The following is a 16,755-nucleotide window of genomic DNA, read 5'->3' as shown; positions in this document are numbered from 1 at the left end:
CGGTTATTTCCCTTCTGTCACTATGGATTTTAATATGGAAAGAAACTCTTCATTTTCTTTCCTCTGCTTTACACAGATGCGGTAATAGGTATCATCAAGTCCTCTGTAATTGGAACAGGAACGTATCAGAACTTTCCGGTTCAGAAGCTGTTTATAAAGAAGCTTCTCTTTCGTAAGAGCCTCTGGTCTTAAATCCCGGAAAAAAATATAGTTGGCCATAGAATCAAAAACCAGAAAACCAAGGGAAGAAAGGACTGACTTTAAATACTCCCTTTCACAGGTAATCTCCTGCCTTGTTCTCTTTACGTATTCTGTCTCCAAAAGAGCCGCCTCTCCTGCCTTCTGGGCAAGGCTGGAAACGCTCCAGGGCTGACGTATGAGATTCATCTGGTCCAGAACCTCTATTCCTGTGCATATCCCATAGCCCAGTCGCAGACCGGCCATCGCGTACAGCTTTGTAAACGCCTTTAAAAGGAAGGCGTTCTCATAACCGCCGTTCCCAATGAGATCAAGGACTGAATATCTCTCAGGCTCCTGTAAAAATTCATTGAAGCATTCATCTACTACACAAAAAATCCCATGGTTTTTGGAGTATTTGAGAATCCCTTTCATCGCTTCCTTCTCTACTGCATACCCGGTAGGATTATTGGGATTGCATAAAAACAGCATTTGGACATCAATCCTGTTTTTTTCCAGCCAGCCGATCAGTTCTTTTTCAGATAGACGAAACCCGTTTTCTTTTTTTAAGCAATAGCGCACGATGCTGCAGGAAGAGGCCTTAAGGGCCTGTTCATATTCCAGAAAAGAAGGGGCGATCAGCAGGGCACTCTTTGGTTTTAATGCCTGTACGACCTGAAAGATTAAATCTGCGGCTCCGTTTCCGCAGATAATGTGCTCTGCAGAAACGCCGTGGAATCTTGCCAGCTCCTTCCGAAGACTCATGGATTGGCTGTCGGGGTAGCAGGAACAATTGTCTGCTGCTTTATATAGAGCCTCTTTTACCCCATGGGGAAGCCCCAGGGGATTTATGTTGGCTGAATAGTCTATTGTCACGTTGTTGGTGTAAATATCTCCGCCATGCTGATATTCCATATTATTTTCTCCTGGTTATCGATTGAATGTGTTAAAATGCCATAAGGAACAGCAGGAATACAGGGATCAGGGCTAACACATAGGCAACTGTCATGAGGCAATTAGCTCTGGGGATATCCTCGTATTCCACCGGTCTTACCGCATCTCCTATGGTAGGCTTTTCATATAGCTTTCCAAAATAACAGGCATTTCCCGCCAGCTGGATCTGCAGCGCTCCTGCACAGACCGCCTCCGTCTGGGCTGAATTAGGACTTTTGTGATTGAAGCGGTCCCTCTTAAATATTACAAGTCCATTTCTGCCGCTGTATGGGTTCCTCTTTTTCCTGATTCCATAAAAAAACTGACATACATATCCTGCTCCTATCATTAGGGCTGCGGATAGCCGGGCCGGTATGAAATTACAGATATCATCAAGCTTCGCTGCTGCCCGTCCGAACCAGAGATACCGTTCGTTTTTATAGCCCACCATGGAATCCATGGTGTTTACTGCTTTATATAAAAATGCTCCCACTCCTCCAAAAAGAGCCATGTAGAGCAGAGGGGCAATGATTCCATCCGAAGTGTTTTCCGCTACGGTTTCCACCGCTGCTTTTGTGATCCCTTCTTCCGGCAATTCTTTCGTATCGCGGCCTACGATCATGGATACGGCCTGTCTGGCTCCTTCCACATCTCCGTTGGAAAAGGCCTTATAGACCTTCATGCTCTCTTCCCGCAGGGAACGCCATGCCATCATCTGGCCGCACATTATACTTTCTATAAGAAACCCTACATAGGGGGAAAAGAAATAGGAAGTCCAGAGAATTGCCCCGGATACGGTACCAGTGATTAAAAGCACAAGGATCACCAGCCATAAACCGGCTCTTCTTTCCCCCGCATCTCCCTTAGGAAACCTTTCCCTTAGCTTTTTCTCCAGCCAGCTTATGAGGGAGCCTATGCCGCAGACCGGATGCCAAAGCCAGTGGGGATCTCCAAAGCACAGATCCAGAAAGCATCCTGTCAGTACTGCTGCTAAATGTAATCGTATCATTCTTTTATTTCCTGACCTTTTTTCTATTTAATCTGATTCGCAATTCCACATACCATACGGTAGACTGCTCTGGATATCCGCGCTAATCTTACGGATGCCCTTCCTGATGCTTCTCTCCATTCCCTGTCTGCCGGATCAAAGGGCACAATGCCGCAGCCCAGTTCATCAGAGGTAATAATGACATTGGGATTTTGTTCCTCAATCGCATCAATAAATGCTTCAACGCTTTTTCCTTCTTTTAAAAGCCGCCTTATATACTCATGAAAACCGTGGATGATTGGGCATTTCATGGCAGCTTCAAAGCTGTCCCTGTTGCCTTCTGCAATCTCATACACTTTCGTTTTTTCTTTTTTATACATGAATGAATCAAGGGGATTCGTTATTTTATCAGCACTCTTTGCCAGCTCCAAGGCATATGCCAGCTTCCCTTGCCATGCTCCGCCAATAATTAATATCATATCTCCTCTTTCCTGCCCACTTTTTATAGGCAATGCACATCCAGATTTTATAAAGACACCAGATGAGAAGCCACAGCCAGCCCCGCCACAAGAGCCAATTCACATATCTGCAGAAAATATCCTGCCAAATCGCCGGTAATTCCACCGAATTCCTTCTTTGCCATAGCATAGTAATACCAATAAACAAGAACGGAAACGAAAAGAGTCATGACGACAGGCATCGTTCCTCCCAAATACCAAATCCCCCATACTGCCGCAGCCAGATACAAAATCATAGTAATTGCCACGGTCCGTTTCTGTGCAGCTCCGGAAAAAGAAGCCGCCAGTCCGCTCTCCTTAGCCATTGGGAATGTAACGACTGACAGGCCGCTTAATGCCCTTGTAACTACGAATATTATGGAATAGGCCGGGATCATGGCCGGACTCATTTCTAAAAAGGCGGCCAGATAGAGTATCAGATAGACGCAGCATCCGATGATGGCAAAAGCGCCTGTATGGGGATCCTTTAATATCTCAAGCTTTTTCTTCCTATCCCCATGAGAGGATTTTGCATCAATCACATCCAAAAATCCATCCATATGAATGCCTCCTGTAACCAGGATCGGAATTACTACCGGGAGAATCTGCCCAAAATGACGAAAGCCAAGGGCATCGCAGCCCTGAAAAACTGCAAATTCCAGCAAACCGATGACTATCCCGATAAGGGGAAAAAAACACATGACATATTTCATCCGCTCCTTTGTCCATTCCATCTGGGGCATTGGAATACGGGAATACATAGAAAACGCAATTACTAAACTGCCAAATAAATTCATATTCCTCCTCCTCATAATGTTTGAACCAGGCAACACGCCTGAAACATAAAATTATCATATCACAGAATAGAAAAAATGTCATTTCCATTCAAAAGTACAATCTTTGTTTTTACAAAATATTTAAAGGGACATCCTACACTTAAAGAGAAACGCTGCAAAATAAAACAGCGTTTCTCTTTAAGTTTTAATATATGTACACATATTAATTATATTCCGGTATTCCGATTTCCTTTCGCTTTCCAATACATGCCGGTAAGCTTATCTCCCGCTTCATATGCTTTCTTCAGGAACCCTTCCATATTTTCATCATAGCACATTAATTCCAGAACCAGGGGCAGCTCATACGTTGTTGTGGCAACTGCTGTCATGACCTCCTGCCAATTAATATTACCGTCCCCTGGAACCTGATGGAAATCAGCGGAACCGCTGTTATCATGAATGTGGATTGCATACAGATGGTCTTTGTACCGATGAATTATGTCGGTCATCTTCCTGCCCCATACCATGTTCGCATGCCCTGTATCCAGGCAAAAGCCCATAAACTGCGATGGATACCTGGCAAAGAGTCTGTCCAGCTGATCCAGCTCATACCGCTCCGGCATATCAAACAGATTCTCAATACAGATGCGTACTCCCTTATGAGTACAATAAGGCTGAAGCTCATCAAAGGACCGGAATACTTGTTGATAAAAATGCTCTTCTGCCTCTGGCTTCTCCTGTATCGTAAAATGAGGGACATACAAATGGAGAACGATCTCTTCTGCGCCCATGCACGCCGCCAAATCAACCCGGTTCTTAATCAACTCTACTCCTGCTTTTCTATTATACTCCACATCAGAAGTATAATCCTTGCGGTAATGCCCATCAATCAGATTTACATTCCGCTTAGACCCCTTGGATGCATGGAGGGCTTTTGCCTTCATCCCGTATTGATCCAGCCATTCCTTAATCTGCTCCATCTCATAAGAGGAATAAATATAATCTCCATCCCATTCAAAACACCAGTGGATATGGGTAAATCCTGCTTGTGATATTTTATATAATATATCATTAATTTTTTCAATTCTGGAAAATTCTCCAGCAAAATCTGTTGCAATCGCCAACTGTAAGGTACTCATATTCTCTCCTTTCCATCGCCTGATACGGCACATATTGATCCTTTACTTTCCGTTTTTATAAATATTAAGCAGAGCAGGCCTGCCAAAACCGTCACAACCAGCCATATATATATGGTAGTCTGCCACCCCCGGTACTCTACCATAAGTCCAATGGTAAAAGTTGAAATTGCCGTTCCCAAATATGCCATCGCATTCAGGAAACCGGATACCCCAGACACACGTCCGTACCGCAGGAACCGTAATGGGTAAATATTGACCACGAGCGTATTCACAGCCATCATGGAAGCCGTAATCATTGCCAGGATGCATGCCGTTATAACCGGAAAGAGTTTTCCTGCCGTACATAACAGAAGCAATCCTGCTGCAGCCCATGTAAAAAAGAAAAATATGGATACTCCTATCCTCTCCCCTGTCTTTTGGTAGACAAATCTTGCCAGGTATGCCCCCGATAAATTGATGACCGGCAGTATGGAGGTAAGCAAAACGGAAAAGGAAGCTGTTATTCCAAAGGAGTCACTGATATAAGTGGGCACCCAGGAAGTCACACCATCCTTTAACATGCCATGCACCATAATTGGTATCAGAAGTGTAAGGATACCGGAAGTTGTCATCAGTTTTCCAAAGGAGAGTTGAACCGGTGCTTCCTCTTGTTTGTACTTTTCTTTAATTCCCCCATCTTGTGGAGAATCGTTTTCAGCATGGCGGCAAACATCCCAAAAACCGATACTCCACAAGATGGAGGCTGCTGCCAACAGGATTGCTGCTGCAATAAATACTCCAGGCCAGGCAGCAACAGCCAGCACTCCAGCAGACAGCAGATAAGCAATCAGGGTTCCTATAATCTGTGACGAAACGATATTCACACTACAGTTCACCCGATCTTCACCCTGAAGCATTTCTGCGAAAATGCGTATAATAGGCGCCCAGATCATTGCCTGAAAATATCCGTTGGCTCCCCAGGACAATGCCATACATAGGGCGCTATGGCTGATGCCCATAGCCGCATTGGCAAGACCGGAGCAAAACAGCCCCACAAATATCATCCGCTTGGGATTAACCCGGTCCCCCAGAAACCCATTGATCATCTGCCCCGTTCCGTAGGCAAAAAAATAAACCATGCTGATGAATCCGGCCTGGGACGCGGTCAGGAACCGCTCTGAGATGATTTGAGCCATGGCAGAAGAATAATTCAGCCTTCCGATATACGATACACAATATACCAGCCAGCATAACAGGAATAATCTTCTGACATACTTTCTCTCCCTGATTTTACACAATACCTTTTCTCTATCCATTTCCACTCCTTCATTACCGGCGGCCTCTAGCCTTTCACCGCACCGTTAGTCAAGCCACCAATGATCTTTTTCTGCATAAACACATAAAATACCATAATCGGCAGCATGGACAGTAAAAAAGCCGCAAAAATCATTGGATAGTTAATAGCATGTGTCATCTTGAAGTTATATTGGAACAGAGTAAGAGTCCAGTAATCTGGCGATTTATTTAAGGTAAGCAGAGGGAGGAGGAAGTCATTCCAGTACCAAAGTCCGTTTTTGATCAATACCGTTGCCGTCATGGGGCTTAGAAGGGGGAAGACTATATGGACATAAATCTTCCAGGTCGACGCTCCATCAATATACGCCGCTTCTTCCAGTTCCATGGGGATGCCTTGTATGAAGGCCACATAAAGGAAAACACCTTCACATACCGCGCTTGATATGTATACAATGATCAGTCCGGGGATATTCAGCATATCCATCACTGACATAACTTTAATTAACGGAAGCATTTTTACCGTAAACGGTACGAAAATACCTGCCAGTAAAAAGAAATATAGATATTTATAATATCCTTTTTCCCACATGTTCCTGGCAATTGCATAGGATACCATGGGTATAACAGCTATAGTCCCAAGGGAAGCAAACACCGTAATCGCCAAGGTATTTAAGACAGTCCTGGGATAGCCAGAATTCGTAACAATTGCTTTAAAATTATCAAAATTAAACCGCTTTGGTAAAGCAAAAAAACTTTGGCTCAATTCCTGAGGCGTCTTCATGGAGGTTATTACCGTTAGATAGACCGGATATGCGATTATAATAACACCCATGATCAGAAAGAGATACAATGCCGTACTTTTCAATTTCCTGCTCATCCCTCTTCCTCCTGATATACACTTTTCTTATTGCTGAAAGCGATCTGTAAAAATGAAATGAAACAAATAATTACGGTCACTACCACAGCTTCTGCAATACCCAGGGAGAAGTTAACCTCCTTAAAGCCATGATTATAGATCAGCAGCGCTGTACTTTCCGTTGCACCGCCGGGTCCTCCGTTTGTTAAAGCAACAATATAATCATATATTGTCAAACCGTCCTTGATCACCAATACCATAACTACGGTAAGTACGGGAAGCAAAAAAGGAAAGGTAATGAATTTGAATATATCCCATTTTCTGGCACCGTCAAGGGAAGCTGATTCTACAAGCTCCTGAGGAACATTCTGCAAGCCTGCCATTAATAAAACTGTGGGGATCGCAATTCCTTGCCATACATTGGTGATCAGGACCGCAAAAATTGCCAATTTAGAACTGGACAGCAGACTCCTGCTCAGCCATTCACAATGAAGCAGCTGTCCGATCTGGGGCAGAACCTGGAAAAATACCTCGTTAAATATAAGGCCTACCGTCAGCATACTGACAACCGCAGGAAAAAAGTATGCTCCTCGAAAGAAATCCTTTGCCTTGATTTTACTGTTTAAGATAAGAGCCATGGCCAGGCTGAGTCCAACGATACTTACGACTAACAAAATCGTATATTTGAAATTAAACCAAATTGCATTCTGAAAGCGGCTGCTTAACAGCACTCTGATATAATTCTTTATTCCAACAAACTGATAATTACTGGTCAATCCGTTCCAATCGGTTAAGCTATAATAGATTCCCGCACCTACTGGATAGATAAAAAAGAGAATGTATAATACCGTTGCCGGAACAGAAAATGCAAACATTGTAATATTTCTCTCAGTCATCCTTTTCCTTTTTTTCATATATCCTTCTACCTTTCTAAAAAATGGCTACTGTAAGTACTCCGCTACAATAGCCATTTTATTTTTGGCAAGCATCCGGCCTGTCGATACCCGCTTCTATCTGCTGTTATTGGCCTGCATATTTTTCCTTACAGATTCGATCCGTCTCCTTAAGGAAATTGTCTGTATTCTTGTCTGAGATAAGCTGCTGCACGTATACAGACCATTCAGAACGCCATCCCGATGGCCAGAAGTTCACCATGGTAAGGAAGGTATTCCCGCTGTCAATGACTTCCTTGATGCCCTTTAAAGGTTCTATATTATAATTTACGCCTTTAATTACTGGAGGGGTTCCTTCTTCATCCGCTACCATTTGATAGATTTCCGGCCTTGATAAGAATTCAATGAATGCTTTTGCCTCTTTCTGATGAGAGGTCTTGCTGGATACGCCATAAGCAATATCCACATTGATTGGAGTTTTATAGTCATCACTTACCGGACTGGGATAGGGAATTAAGGTGAAGTTCAAATCTGGGTTGTTTTGTTGAATTACGGTGTATTTGGCCGTTATTGCAATAAACATTGGAATCTTCCCGTTTGCAAAATCAGCAACACACTGTTCAATGCCATAAGACAGGGTATCTCCCGCATATTCCCTGGTTTTAAGCATTGCCTTTGCAAGCTCCTTAAAATAGGGCTTATCCTCATCGCTGAAGGAGGCCTGGGTCGTCCCTACATTCTCTGTGTCTGCATATACATCATTTTTAATAATACCGACGATTCTTTCTCCTTCCTGTGCCAGATAGCCGGGATCTTTATCTACAAAAGTAAAAGGCGTGATTCCTTTTGACTGAAAGGCTTCACATACAGCCATCAATTCACTCCAAGTGGCAGGCAATTTCAAACCTGCTTCTTCAAACATGGTCTTGTTGCAATAAATGCCGAACGAATTCAAAGCAAAGGGCATTGCATATATCTTACCGTTCCAGGTAGAGAATTGCAGCGCACTGTCCGATGCCCTGTTCAACCACTCCTCATTGGTCAATTCTGTATACACCCCATCATCCATCATGGTGTGATAGGCTGTCTCTGCCGGGTATACGGACATGATATCAGGAACATCCCCAGTAGAAACTCTGGTGAATAATACCGTCTCTGCATCTGCAGGTGCTGTCTGCTTTATTACCACATTAGGGTATTCCTCTTCAAATTTTTCAATTACTTTATTAAATACCGCTTCTCCTTCGACCTTACAATTGAAAAATTCCAGTTCCACCTTTCCATCAGCTGATGCCGCTTTTCCATTTCCCCCAATGGTACCGGCAGCTCCTCCCTCAACCTTATTGCTTTGTTCCGCGGTCTGGCTGGCCAGACCGCATCCGACCAGAGTCAGCACCATTAGCATAGTCCCCAGCCCGACACCCAATACTTTCTTTTTCATAAGAAACCTCCTTTAAACTCTTGGTATTTTCGTTTGTGTGTTCATTATAGAGGATTCTTACATAATATGCTTGCCATATCTTCTGAACTTATTGCCATATCTTCTGAACTATTAAAGTGCGCTCTGCTTCCCGGCCTTTCTATGATATAATAAATATACAAAAAAGGCAGATTCCCAGACCTTCCCGGATAATCTGCTCCTTAGGAAACCAAAGAAGAAAGGACACCGCCATGATGAAAAAATCGGATTTTCAACTTTCTTTCCCGAAGATGAACAATCAGCTGAAGCTGATGCTGATTCTGGAAGCGATCGTACTCATGGGCGCATACATCATTATCACAGGTGCGTACCAGAATCTGGAACGGCATAAGACCGAAGAAGCGGTAAGGCAGCTAAACGGTACCTTGATGACCAATATCGAACATACCGCCAATGCCTTGGACACACTTACCAAATCCCTGATCAGCAGTGAAGCCTACGAGGTGTCCCCTTCTCTTTGGAGCTATTTAAAATCCCGTGCAAGACAAAAAGAAAATCCAGGGAGGGTGGATGGACTATTTATAGAAAAATATTATCAGCTGACCATCTTATTTCCTCAGTTAAACTGCCTCTTCCTGTTTCGTCCGGAAGGGGATCTGATGAGCTACAAATACAACGACCAGAAATACCACCTGCTGCAGGAATTACCCGAAAGCGACTGGGTCACCACCCTGAAGGAAAACAGGGGAGCCCTTTCTTTTATCACCCAAAAGGAAGCAGAGGACTTGGGATACCAGGTGAATAACAGGCTCTTGTTTGCCGGACGGGTTTTGAATAACATCAGCGCTTCCAGACCGGTAGCCATTATTTTAGCCGGCATTAACATCTCAGACCTTCAGTATGATTTCAAATACAATAAATTATTTGATTCCCAACAGTTTGCCTGCTTTGATGCCAACAAAAAGCTGCTATTTTCCTCCGACGGATTTGAGGATATTACCTGGCAGGATATACAGTCCCCGAGGGTCGAAGATCCCTATGCATATTACCTGACTGCCAATGATAATCATACTTTATACAGCGTCATTGCTACGGATAAAAAGGATATCACCCAGTCTTCTTCCTTCCTGCGTCCTGTCTTTTTGATGATCATCCTGGTTATTTTCTTGTCCAATCTTCTGCTGTCCTGGATGATAACTAAGCGGGTCATAAAATCCTACGGGGAAATGACAAAACAGGTATACCAAAAGAACCTGGCAGAAAAGGATTTAAATCTGCAGATGCTGCGATCGCAGATCAATCCCCATTTTTTGTACAATACTCTGGACCGGATGCGGATGGCCTCCCTCAATGCCAACTACCCCCATTTGGCGACTATGTGTGAACTTCTGGCAAAGATTCTCCGCTTTGGCGTCTCTGAAGCTAATAAACTGGTGACCGTAGAAGAGGAACATGCCCATTTAGAGGAATACATCCATTTAATCAAGTTAAGCTATGCCAATGTGTCCATCAGCACCAGCCTGGATCCTGAAATCCTTTCCTGCCGAATGCTTAAGCTGTTACTGCAGCCGTTGGTAGAAAACAGCATTAACCACGGCATTATTGATGATGCTTCCAATGGTTCAATTCAAATATGGGGATATGAAAAAGACGGAGAATTGATTTTCACCGTTTCAGATAATGGAAATGGAATGGATGAAGAACACCTTGCCCTGCTAAGGGATTATCTGGAGGATAAGAATACCGCTTTTCACAGCATCGGTTTAAAAAATATCCGAAAACGAATTCAGCTCTATTACGGAAAAGAGTATGATTTATACATTGAAAGCCGGCTTCACCAGGGCACAACCGTAACAATTAAAATTCCAGTTGTAAAAGAATAAATTGTTTGAGCAGAAAGTGATAGGAGGCGCAAATGACAAGCAATTATATTTTAATCGTAGATGATGATCCGGATATTCTGGAGGGACTTACCCATGCGGTAGAAAAGGAATTTGAAAACAAGTTAAACGTACTAAGCTGCAGAAACGGGGTTATCGCGGCTGATATCTTAAGATGCAATACCATTGATATCCTGATTACCGACATAAAGATGCCGGTTATGAACGGGATTGAATTACTGGACTTTATTAAGCAGCATCATATCACCTGCAAAAGTGTTGTCTTAAGCAGCTATGATCATTTTAATCTGGTAAGGGATGTCCTTCGTCTGGGTGCAGCCGATTATCTTTTAAAACCAGTTGATTTTCCGGTGCTGTATCAGCTCTTGTACCGTTTGCTGGCTCAGGTCATGTCAGAACAGAGCAGCTCTTCCGGACGCAACTATCCCATTAATATGCAGCAATTACTGGAGTCTTATCTTCAGAAGCCCTTGCAAAAGACCGCGAATATGCTTGCATTTGAAGAAAAGTATTCCTTGATTCCCGACTCGGCCTGTATCGTCGGATGCATTAAGCTGAATGCGGTTTATTCCGGAAAGCTTTTTCAGCTTCAGGAAGGTCTGCGCGAGGACCTTTATCACTGTCTTAACCGGTCCCATATCCAATACCGAACTATCGTAACAGGGGAAATGGCCTCCTGCTTTGTATTTATGCTGTTTCCCGATACGGAAATCCCCAACTGCCTGGACAGCCTGCATTCTTTTGGGGAGTATCTGGCTGACCAGGGCTATAAGTTTAAGTTCAGTAAACGATATGTCACCTTCCACCAGTGCTCCGATGGGTTTAAGGATTGCCTCACCTGGTTTGAATTCGGCTATTATGACCTTCCCTATACCCCTGCTTATGAAGGTTGTACTGCTGAGGATATCTTAAAGTTTATCCATCAGGCAACAAATTCCCTGGCTGTTTATGACATGAAGAGTACCCTTCATTATCTCCGCCTTTTCTTTGCTGCCATCAATCATCTGAAGCCGCCGGTAAAAGAGACTAAAAAAACACTAAATAACACCATCTATTCATTGATCCGGCTGAATCCAAAATTTATTGAGCCAGTCAGCGGACTTAAATTCAGTGAACATGATCTGTTCAGCCAAATCGAGAATGCTCCTTCCCTTTCAATTCTGGAGAAAGAATTATACTGCTCCCTGAATCATCTGGTTGAAATAGTTTTGCATTCCCTTCAAAATAAGGAAGACTGCATCATTGAAAAGGCAAAATCCTACATCGAAAGAAACTACAATGAATGCATCAGCCTGGAAGATGTGGCAGCTCATGTTTATATGAATAAAAGCTATTTTTCCTCCTTTTTTAAAAACAAGGCCGGCCTCACTTACCGTGATTATCTTCGCAATTACCGCATAGAAAAATCCATTTGCCTCATTGTAGAAAGCAATATGAAAATCTATGAGATAGCCCAGGCGGTTGGTTATAATGATTCCGCACATTTTATCCGTGCCTTCAAGGAGGTAACCGGAAAAAGTCCCGGTGATTATAAGGTGTCCTTATAAACATCCGTCCTCTTTTTCCAAAATACTAATATCATACCAAGAACACTCACCAATCCTTCTGTCATAACAAATGCCAGCCATACCCCTGTCATTCCCCAAATCCGGCTCAGCATGAGCACCATGGGAACAAGAACCACGCACCCCCGCGCCATAGAAATAATAAAGGCATTCATCCCACGCTCGGCAGCACTTAAATACATGCATACAATAATATTGATTCCCGCAAAGAAAAAACCGGCGAAGTAGACCCTAAGCCCCACCCTGGCAAGAAGTGCAATTGCTGAATTCTGCTCACTGTTGAACACATTGATCATTTGATCCGAACAGAAAAATACCAGTGTATAAATTACTGACGATATCGCCAGAGAGGTGATAACTGCATATTGAAGCAGTTTCTTTATAATAATACCATTCCCTGAGCCATAAGCCTTGCTGATTAACGGCTGTATACCCTGTGCAATTCCCGTAAATACCGAGATTCCTACCAGTGCTATATTGGCCACAATCCCGTAGGATGCAACCCCTAAGTTTCCCTCCAGACCCAGGATGACCAGATTAAAGGTGATCAAAACAATCGCCGAAGACACCTCCGTAATAAATGCGGCCAGTCCCAGACCAAAAATATCGCGGACAGCCTTCCACTGAAATCTGCTTTGTAACCACCGGAGACTGCTTTTCCCCTGTATAAAGTAGGAAGATAAAACCACAAGACTGATGACGGGTGCCAGACCGGTGGCAAAGGCTGCACCAAACATCCCCATCCCCAGCGGAAACATAAATATATAGTCCAGAATTATATTGGATAGGCTTCCTGTCATCATTGCAATCATTGACAACTTAGGATTATTGTCATTTCTCACAAATGCAAGCATGATATTGTTCAGGATAAAAAACGGTGCAAAGTAGAGTATGGTGCTTAAATATGACTTAGTCAGAGGCAGTGTGGCCTCATCGGCTCCCAATAATACAGCCAGAGTCCCGGTGCCCAGGACTCCTGTGATTGCGAACAGCACTCCCGCCAGAATCCCCAGCTTTAAACTGGTGGTAAAAACGGTATTTATCAGTTTTCCCCCATTCTGGGATTTCAGAATGCTGTAGCGGGTAGCACCTCCTATGCCGATCATCAATCCAGTACCGTTAATCAGGCTGTAAATGCCAATTGAAAAATTCAGTGCTGCCAGGCCTGCAGCGCCCAGGGCCTTTGATACAAAAAAGGTGTCTGCCAGTATATAGCAGGAGAGCCCGATCATCCCCAAGATATTAAGGCTCACATATTTGGTGTAATTTTTTAATACTGATTGTTCCATCTCTTATCCTCCTTTGAACATAAAAAAGGTGTTCTTAAAATATTCCTTCAACGACCTAACGGAATATTTCAGAACACCTTAAAATTCTTTACCCGGTGGCAAAGAACAGGTTATTTATTTAAAACCAGAATTATCATAATATAGTTTTGACTGTTTGTCAATCCTTTGTGATTTTAATCCGATCTTTATGATATTTCATAAATTACTTTGCTCATCCTTTTTATCCAAAAGGTTTTTTTCAAACCACTGGAATCCCATAATAAGCAGAGTGATAATGATGATAACTATAAATATACTGAACATTCCCTTCCACATGATGTCCAGGGACAAAAGAAATTTATCAAGCATAGCTGGCTCCTTTCTATCCGACAGCTGAATTCCCGTTTGCGGTTGCTGGTCATAATAAGGTGGTCAAAAGGTTTAAGACAATTCCGCCTGCCAAAACAGAAGCAATCTGGCCGGAAACATTTGCCCCGATGGCATGCATCAGCAAGTGATTGGTGGGATCTTCTTTAATGGACATCTTCTGAACGACGCGGGCTGACATAGGGAAAGCGGAAATACCGGCTGCGCCTATCATAGGATTGATCTTGTTCTTACGGAATAAATTAATGAACTTGGCAAACAGCACTCCTCCTATGGTATCGAATACAAATGCGACAAGGCCAAGGGCGAGAATAACAAGGGTCTGCCAGGTTACAAAGGCTTCCGCTCTCATACTGAAGGAAACAGTAATGCCCAGCAGCAGGGTGACCAGATTGGCAAGAATATTCTGTGCCGCATCTGATAAACTGTGGAGAACGCCGCATTCTCTTAACAGATTTCCGAACATCAGAAAGCCCACCAGGGAAACGGACTGGGGTGCTACAAATCCAGCAATCATGGTAACTGCAATTGGGAAAATAATTCGGATCCTTTTGGATACAGATACTGGATTATAAGGCATCCGGATCATGCGCTCCTTTTTGGTGGTAACCAGCCGGATAGCAAAGGGCTGGACCAAAGGAACCAGAGCCATATAGGAATAAGCCGCCACCGCAATTGGCCCGATGTAATTTGATTTGAGTATCTGGGATACCAAAATAGAAGTCGGTCCGTCAGCAGCACCGATAATTCCGATAGAAGCCGCGTCAGTAAGGTTAAATCCAAGTAAAACAGCTACAGAAATCGTTAAAAAGATACCAAATTGGGCCGCTGCACCAAACAGCATCATGATGGGATTGGATAACAAAGGCCCAAAATCGATCATGGCCCCGATCCCGATAAACAAAAGAAGAGGCAGCGCTTCCGAGGCTTCGATCCCGGATTCAAACAGCCACTGGATAATACCGTGAGTATCTCCTATGCCGGTCAGCGTCTGATCGATCACGCCGGACAGAGGCAGGTTGACCAGTATCGCCCCAAATCCCATGGGAAGAAGGAGCGAAGGCTCGTACCCTTTTTTAATAGCAAGATAGATCAGCAAAAATCCGACGAGATACATGATTAACTGAGGAACGGTTACAGAGGTAAGACCTGACAGCAAAAAATTCATATTAAATCTCCCTTCATGCTAGTACTCTTTTGTATCGGTGAGGTCATCATATACAACCAAAAAGACAAGACTCGGCCCTAAATTAGGACACAGGTCTTGTCTTTTCAAATTAAACCAGAACATTGCTGTTCAGGATGTTGATTTAACTGCATGCTGATAAATTAGAAGGCCTTTTTTAGCCTGCGCATGCTGACTACTCCCCCATATCTGATTAACTTTACCATATCATAAATATAGCCGTAAGTCAATGTTGTCAGGAACTTTTATGATCTCTTAACACCTATAAACTACGGGAAATGAGGGCCATCTCCTGTTAAAGCAGCAGCTCTTCCAAATCAGGAAGCACTTTTAAGCTTCTTTTTAAAATTCCCTTCATATAAGCGATTGCAATTCCATAATTGGTAAATGGCACACCGGCATCTGACGTACACTTTCTTCGGTATTCTATCTCCCTTTCATTTAACATGCAGCCGCCGCAGTGAATGATCAGCTTATAGGCCGACAAGTCTTCCGGAAATTCCCGTCCGGAGGACGTTTCTATGGCAAGCTCTTTCCCTGTATACTGCCGTAGCCAGCGGGGAAGCTTTACGGTACCGATATCATCACACTGCCTGTGATGGGTACAGCCTTCCGAGATCAGGATCCTGTCCCCATCTGTTAGATCCCCGATAGCCGCCACTCCCTTTACCGCATCCTCTAAAAAGCCTTTATACCTGGCCATAAGGATAGAAAACGAGGTGAGAAGAATCTCTTCCGGCGTATCCTTGCTCACCTTCTCAAAAACCTGGCTGTCCGTAATGACAAGGGCCGGTCTGGATCCCAGCCTTTCCAGAGTTTCCTTTAATTCCGTATCACGCACTGCCACCGATATGGCACCAGCCTCCAGAATATCCCGGATCACCTGCTGCTGGGGCAGGATGAGACGGCCTTTTGGCGCCGCTTTGTCAATGGGGATCACCAGTACCACCAAGTCGAATGGATTCAGCAAATCTCCTACGATCCTCATTTTTGTATCCCCGGTATTTACAAGGCTTCCGATCCTTTCCTTTAGCTCGTGGATGAACAGGCCCTCAGACGCACTGACAGAAAGTCCGTCATCGTAAGCCTGTAGTCCCGTCAGATCACACTTATTATAAGCAACCACATAGGGGATCTTCTTTTCCTTAAACAAAAGGATCAATTCTTCATCGGTTTTTGTCTTTCCAAGGGCCCCATCTACAACTAAGACTGCACAATCAGCCCGGTTTAAAATCTGCTTTGTCTTCCTTACCCGCATCTCACCCAGAGCGCCTTCATCGTCAAACCCCGGCGTATCAATGATGACCACCGGTCCCATGGGGAGAAGCTCCATGGATTTGTAAACAGGGTCCGTGGTAGTCCCTTTCACTTCCGATACAACGGAAAGCTCCTGCCCTGTCACTGCATTGACAACGCTTGATTTTCCTGCATTGCGGCGGCCAAAAAATCCGATATGCACCCGCTCAGAGGATGGTGTTTCATTAAGTCCCATGC

Annotated in this window: 15 protein-coding genes; 2 read left to right on the top strand and 13 right to left on the bottom strand. The window is 43.8% G+C overall.

What is annotated here, in order from left to right; translation table 11 throughout:
- Positions 1-3: 3 nt before the first annotated feature.
- From H171_RS05350 to H171_RS05310, 9 genes are all read right to left on the bottom strand, one after another.
- Positions 4-1,092, bottom strand: coding sequence for a pyridoxal phosphate-dependent aminotransferase (locus H171_RS05350; RefSeq protein ID WP_100304225.1), 1,089 nt, complete (start codon positions 1,090-1,092; stop codon positions 4-6).
- Between the two features lie 31 nt (positions 1,093-1,123).
- Complete coding sequence (cbiB, locus tag H171_RS05345) at positions 1,124-2,119, bottom strand: adenosylcobinamide-phosphate synthase CbiB (protein WP_100304224.1); 996 nt, start codon at positions 2,117-2,119, stop codon at positions 1,124-1,126.
- Between the two features lie 23 nt (positions 2,120-2,142).
- Entirely contained in the window at positions 2,143-2,577 is a 435-nt protein-coding gene (locus tag H171_RS05340) for a bifunctional adenosylcobinamide kinase/adenosylcobinamide-phosphate guanylyltransferase (protein WP_100304223.1), read from the bottom strand.
- Positions 2,578-2,624: 47 nt separating this feature from the next.
- On the bottom strand, positions 2,625-3,392 hold the full coding sequence (locus H171_RS05335; protein WP_100304222.1) for an adenosylcobinamide-GDP ribazoletransferase: 768 nt from the start codon (positions 3,390-3,392) through the stop codon (positions 2,625-2,627).
- A gap of 206 nt (positions 3,393-3,598) precedes the next feature.
- The gene (locus tag H171_RS05330) at positions 3,599-4,510 is read right to left on the bottom strand and encodes a sugar phosphate isomerase/epimerase family protein (protein ID WP_100304221.1); all 912 of its coding nucleotides are present in this window, start codon (positions 4,508-4,510) and stop codon (positions 3,599-3,601) included.
- A complete protein-coding gene (locus H171_RS05325; RefSeq protein WP_100304220.1) occupies positions 4,507-5,805 on the bottom strand; it encodes an MFS transporter in 1,299 nt (432 codons plus the stop codon). Before H171_RS05325 ends, H171_RS05330 begins: the two co-directional genes overlap by 4 nt.
- A gap of 26 nt (positions 5,806-5,831) precedes the next feature.
- Positions 5,832-6,662 carry a carbohydrate ABC transporter permease gene (locus H171_RS05320; RefSeq protein WP_100304219.1) on the bottom strand — a complete coding sequence of 277 codons (831 nt, stop codon included), beginning with the start codon at positions 6,660-6,662 and terminating at the stop codon, positions 5,832-5,834.
- Positions 6,659-7,555, bottom strand: coding sequence for a carbohydrate ABC transporter permease (locus H171_RS05315; RefSeq protein WP_100304218.1), 897 nt, complete (start codon positions 7,553-7,555; stop codon positions 6,659-6,661). The genes H171_RS05320 and H171_RS05315 overlap by 4 nt, the downstream gene beginning before the upstream one ends.
- A gap of 106 nt (positions 7,556-7,661) precedes the next feature.
- Positions 7,662-8,975 carry an ABC transporter substrate-binding protein gene (locus H171_RS05310; RefSeq protein ID WP_100304217.1) on the bottom strand — a complete coding sequence of 438 codons (1,314 nt, stop codon included), beginning with the start codon at positions 8,973-8,975 and terminating at the stop codon, positions 7,662-7,664.
- A 230-nt stretch (positions 8,976-9,205) separates the two neighbouring features.
- Between H171_RS05310 and H171_RS05305 the strand changes: the two genes are divergently transcribed.
- Entirely contained in the window at positions 9,206-10,837 is a 1,632-nt protein-coding gene (locus H171_RS05305) for a sensor histidine kinase (protein ID WP_100304216.1), read from the top strand.
- A gap of 32 nt (positions 10,838-10,869) precedes the next feature.
- Positions 10,870-12,402 (top strand): response regulator transcription factor, encoded by a 1,533-nt coding sequence (locus H171_RS05300; protein WP_100304215.1) that lies wholly within the window; start codon positions 10,870-10,872, stop codon positions 12,400-12,402.
- On the opposite strand, the gene H171_RS05295 is transcribed toward H171_RS05300, so the two are convergent.
- The 4 genes from H171_RS05295 to hydF all read right to left on the bottom strand — a co-directional run bounded on the left by H171_RS05295 (position 12,384) and on the right by hydF (position 16,753).
- The gene (locus H171_RS05295; protein WP_100304214.1) at positions 12,384-13,709 is read right to left on the bottom strand and encodes an MATE family efflux transporter; all 1,326 of its coding nucleotides are present in this window, start codon (positions 13,707-13,709) and stop codon (positions 12,384-12,386) included. The genes H171_RS05300 and H171_RS05295 overlap by 19 nt on opposite strands.
- A 195-nt stretch (positions 13,710-13,904) precedes the next feature.
- The gene (locus H171_RS24065) at positions 13,905-14,057 is read right to left on the bottom strand and encodes a hypothetical protein (protein ID WP_157803119.1); all 153 of its coding nucleotides are present in this window, start codon (positions 14,055-14,057) and stop codon (positions 13,905-13,907) included.
- 49 nt (positions 14,058-14,106) lie between these two features.
- Positions 14,107-15,243, bottom strand: a complete 1,137-nt coding sequence (locus H171_RS05290) for a sodium ion-translocating decarboxylase subunit beta (protein WP_100304213.1) — start codon at positions 15,241-15,243, stop codon at positions 14,107-14,109.
- Between the two features lie 313 nt (positions 15,244-15,556).
- A complete protein-coding gene (gene hydF / locus H171_RS05285) occupies positions 15,557-16,753 on the bottom strand; it encodes a [FeFe] hydrogenase H-cluster maturation GTPase HydF (RefSeq protein ID WP_100304212.1) in 1,197 nt (398 codons plus the stop codon).
- Positions 16,754-16,755: the final 2 nt, after the last annotated feature.

The sequence above is a fragment of the [Clostridium] celerecrescens 18A genome (assembly GCF_002797975.1).
Lineage (GTDB): Bacteria > Bacillota > Clostridia > Lachnospirales > Lachnospiraceae > Lacrimispora > Lacrimispora celerecrescens.
This window is presented reverse-complemented; position numbering and strand designations above follow the sequence as displayed.

Excerpts from the sequence above, each read along its gene's own strand:
- H171_RS05350 (WP_100304225.1), bottom strand. The coding sequence starts at position 1,092 with ATGGAATATCAGCATGGCGGAGATATTTACACCAACAACGTGACAATA.
- cbiB (WP_100304224.1), bottom strand. The coding sequence starts at position 2,119 with ATGATACGATTACATTTAGCAGCAGTACTGACAGGATGCTTTCTGGAT.
- H171_RS05340 (WP_100304223.1), bottom strand. The coding sequence starts at position 2,577 with ATGATATTAATTATTGGCGGAGCATGGCAAGGGAAGCTGGCATATGCC.
- H171_RS05335 (WP_100304222.1), bottom strand. The coding sequence starts at position 3,392 with ATGAATTTATTTGGCAGTTTAGTAATTGCGTTTTCTATGTATTCCCGT.
- H171_RS05330 (WP_100304221.1), bottom strand. The coding sequence starts at position 4,510 with ATGAGTACCTTACAGTTGGCGATTGCAACAGATTTTGCTGGAGAATTT.
- H171_RS05325 (WP_100304220.1), bottom strand. The coding sequence starts at position 5,805 with ATGGATAGAGAAAAGGTATTGTGTAAAATCAGGGAGAGAAAGTATGTC.
- H171_RS05320 (WP_100304219.1), bottom strand. The coding sequence starts at position 6,662 with ATGAGCAGGAAATTGAAAAGTACGGCATTGTATCTCTTTCTGATCATG.
- H171_RS05315 (WP_100304218.1), bottom strand. The coding sequence starts at position 7,555 with ATGAAAAAAAGGAAAAGGATGACTGAGAGAAATATTACAATGTTTGCA.
- H171_RS05310 (WP_100304217.1), bottom strand. The coding sequence starts at position 8,975 with ATGAAAAAGAAAGTATTGGGTGTCGGGCTGGGGACTATGCTAATGGTG.
- H171_RS05305 (WP_100304216.1), top strand. The coding sequence starts at position 9,206 with ATGATGAAAAAATCGGATTTTCAACTTTCTTTCCCGAAGATGAACAAT.
- H171_RS05300 (WP_100304215.1), top strand. The coding sequence starts at position 10,870 with ATGACAAGCAATTATATTTTAATCGTAGATGATGATCCGGATATTCTG.
- H171_RS05295 (WP_100304214.1), bottom strand. The coding sequence starts at position 13,709 with ATGGAACAATCAGTATTAAAAAATTACACCAAATATGTGAGCCTTAAT.
- H171_RS24065 (WP_157803119.1), bottom strand. The coding sequence starts at position 14,057 with ATGCTTGATAAATTTCTTTTGTCCCTGGACATCATGTGGAAGGGAATG.
- H171_RS05290 (WP_100304213.1), bottom strand. The coding sequence starts at position 15,243 with ATGAATTTTTTGCTGTCAGGTCTTACCTCTGTAACCGTTCCTCAGTTA.
- hydF (WP_100304212.1), bottom strand. The coding sequence starts at position 16,753 with ATGGGACTTAATGAAACACCATCCTCTGAGCGGGTGCATATCGGATTT.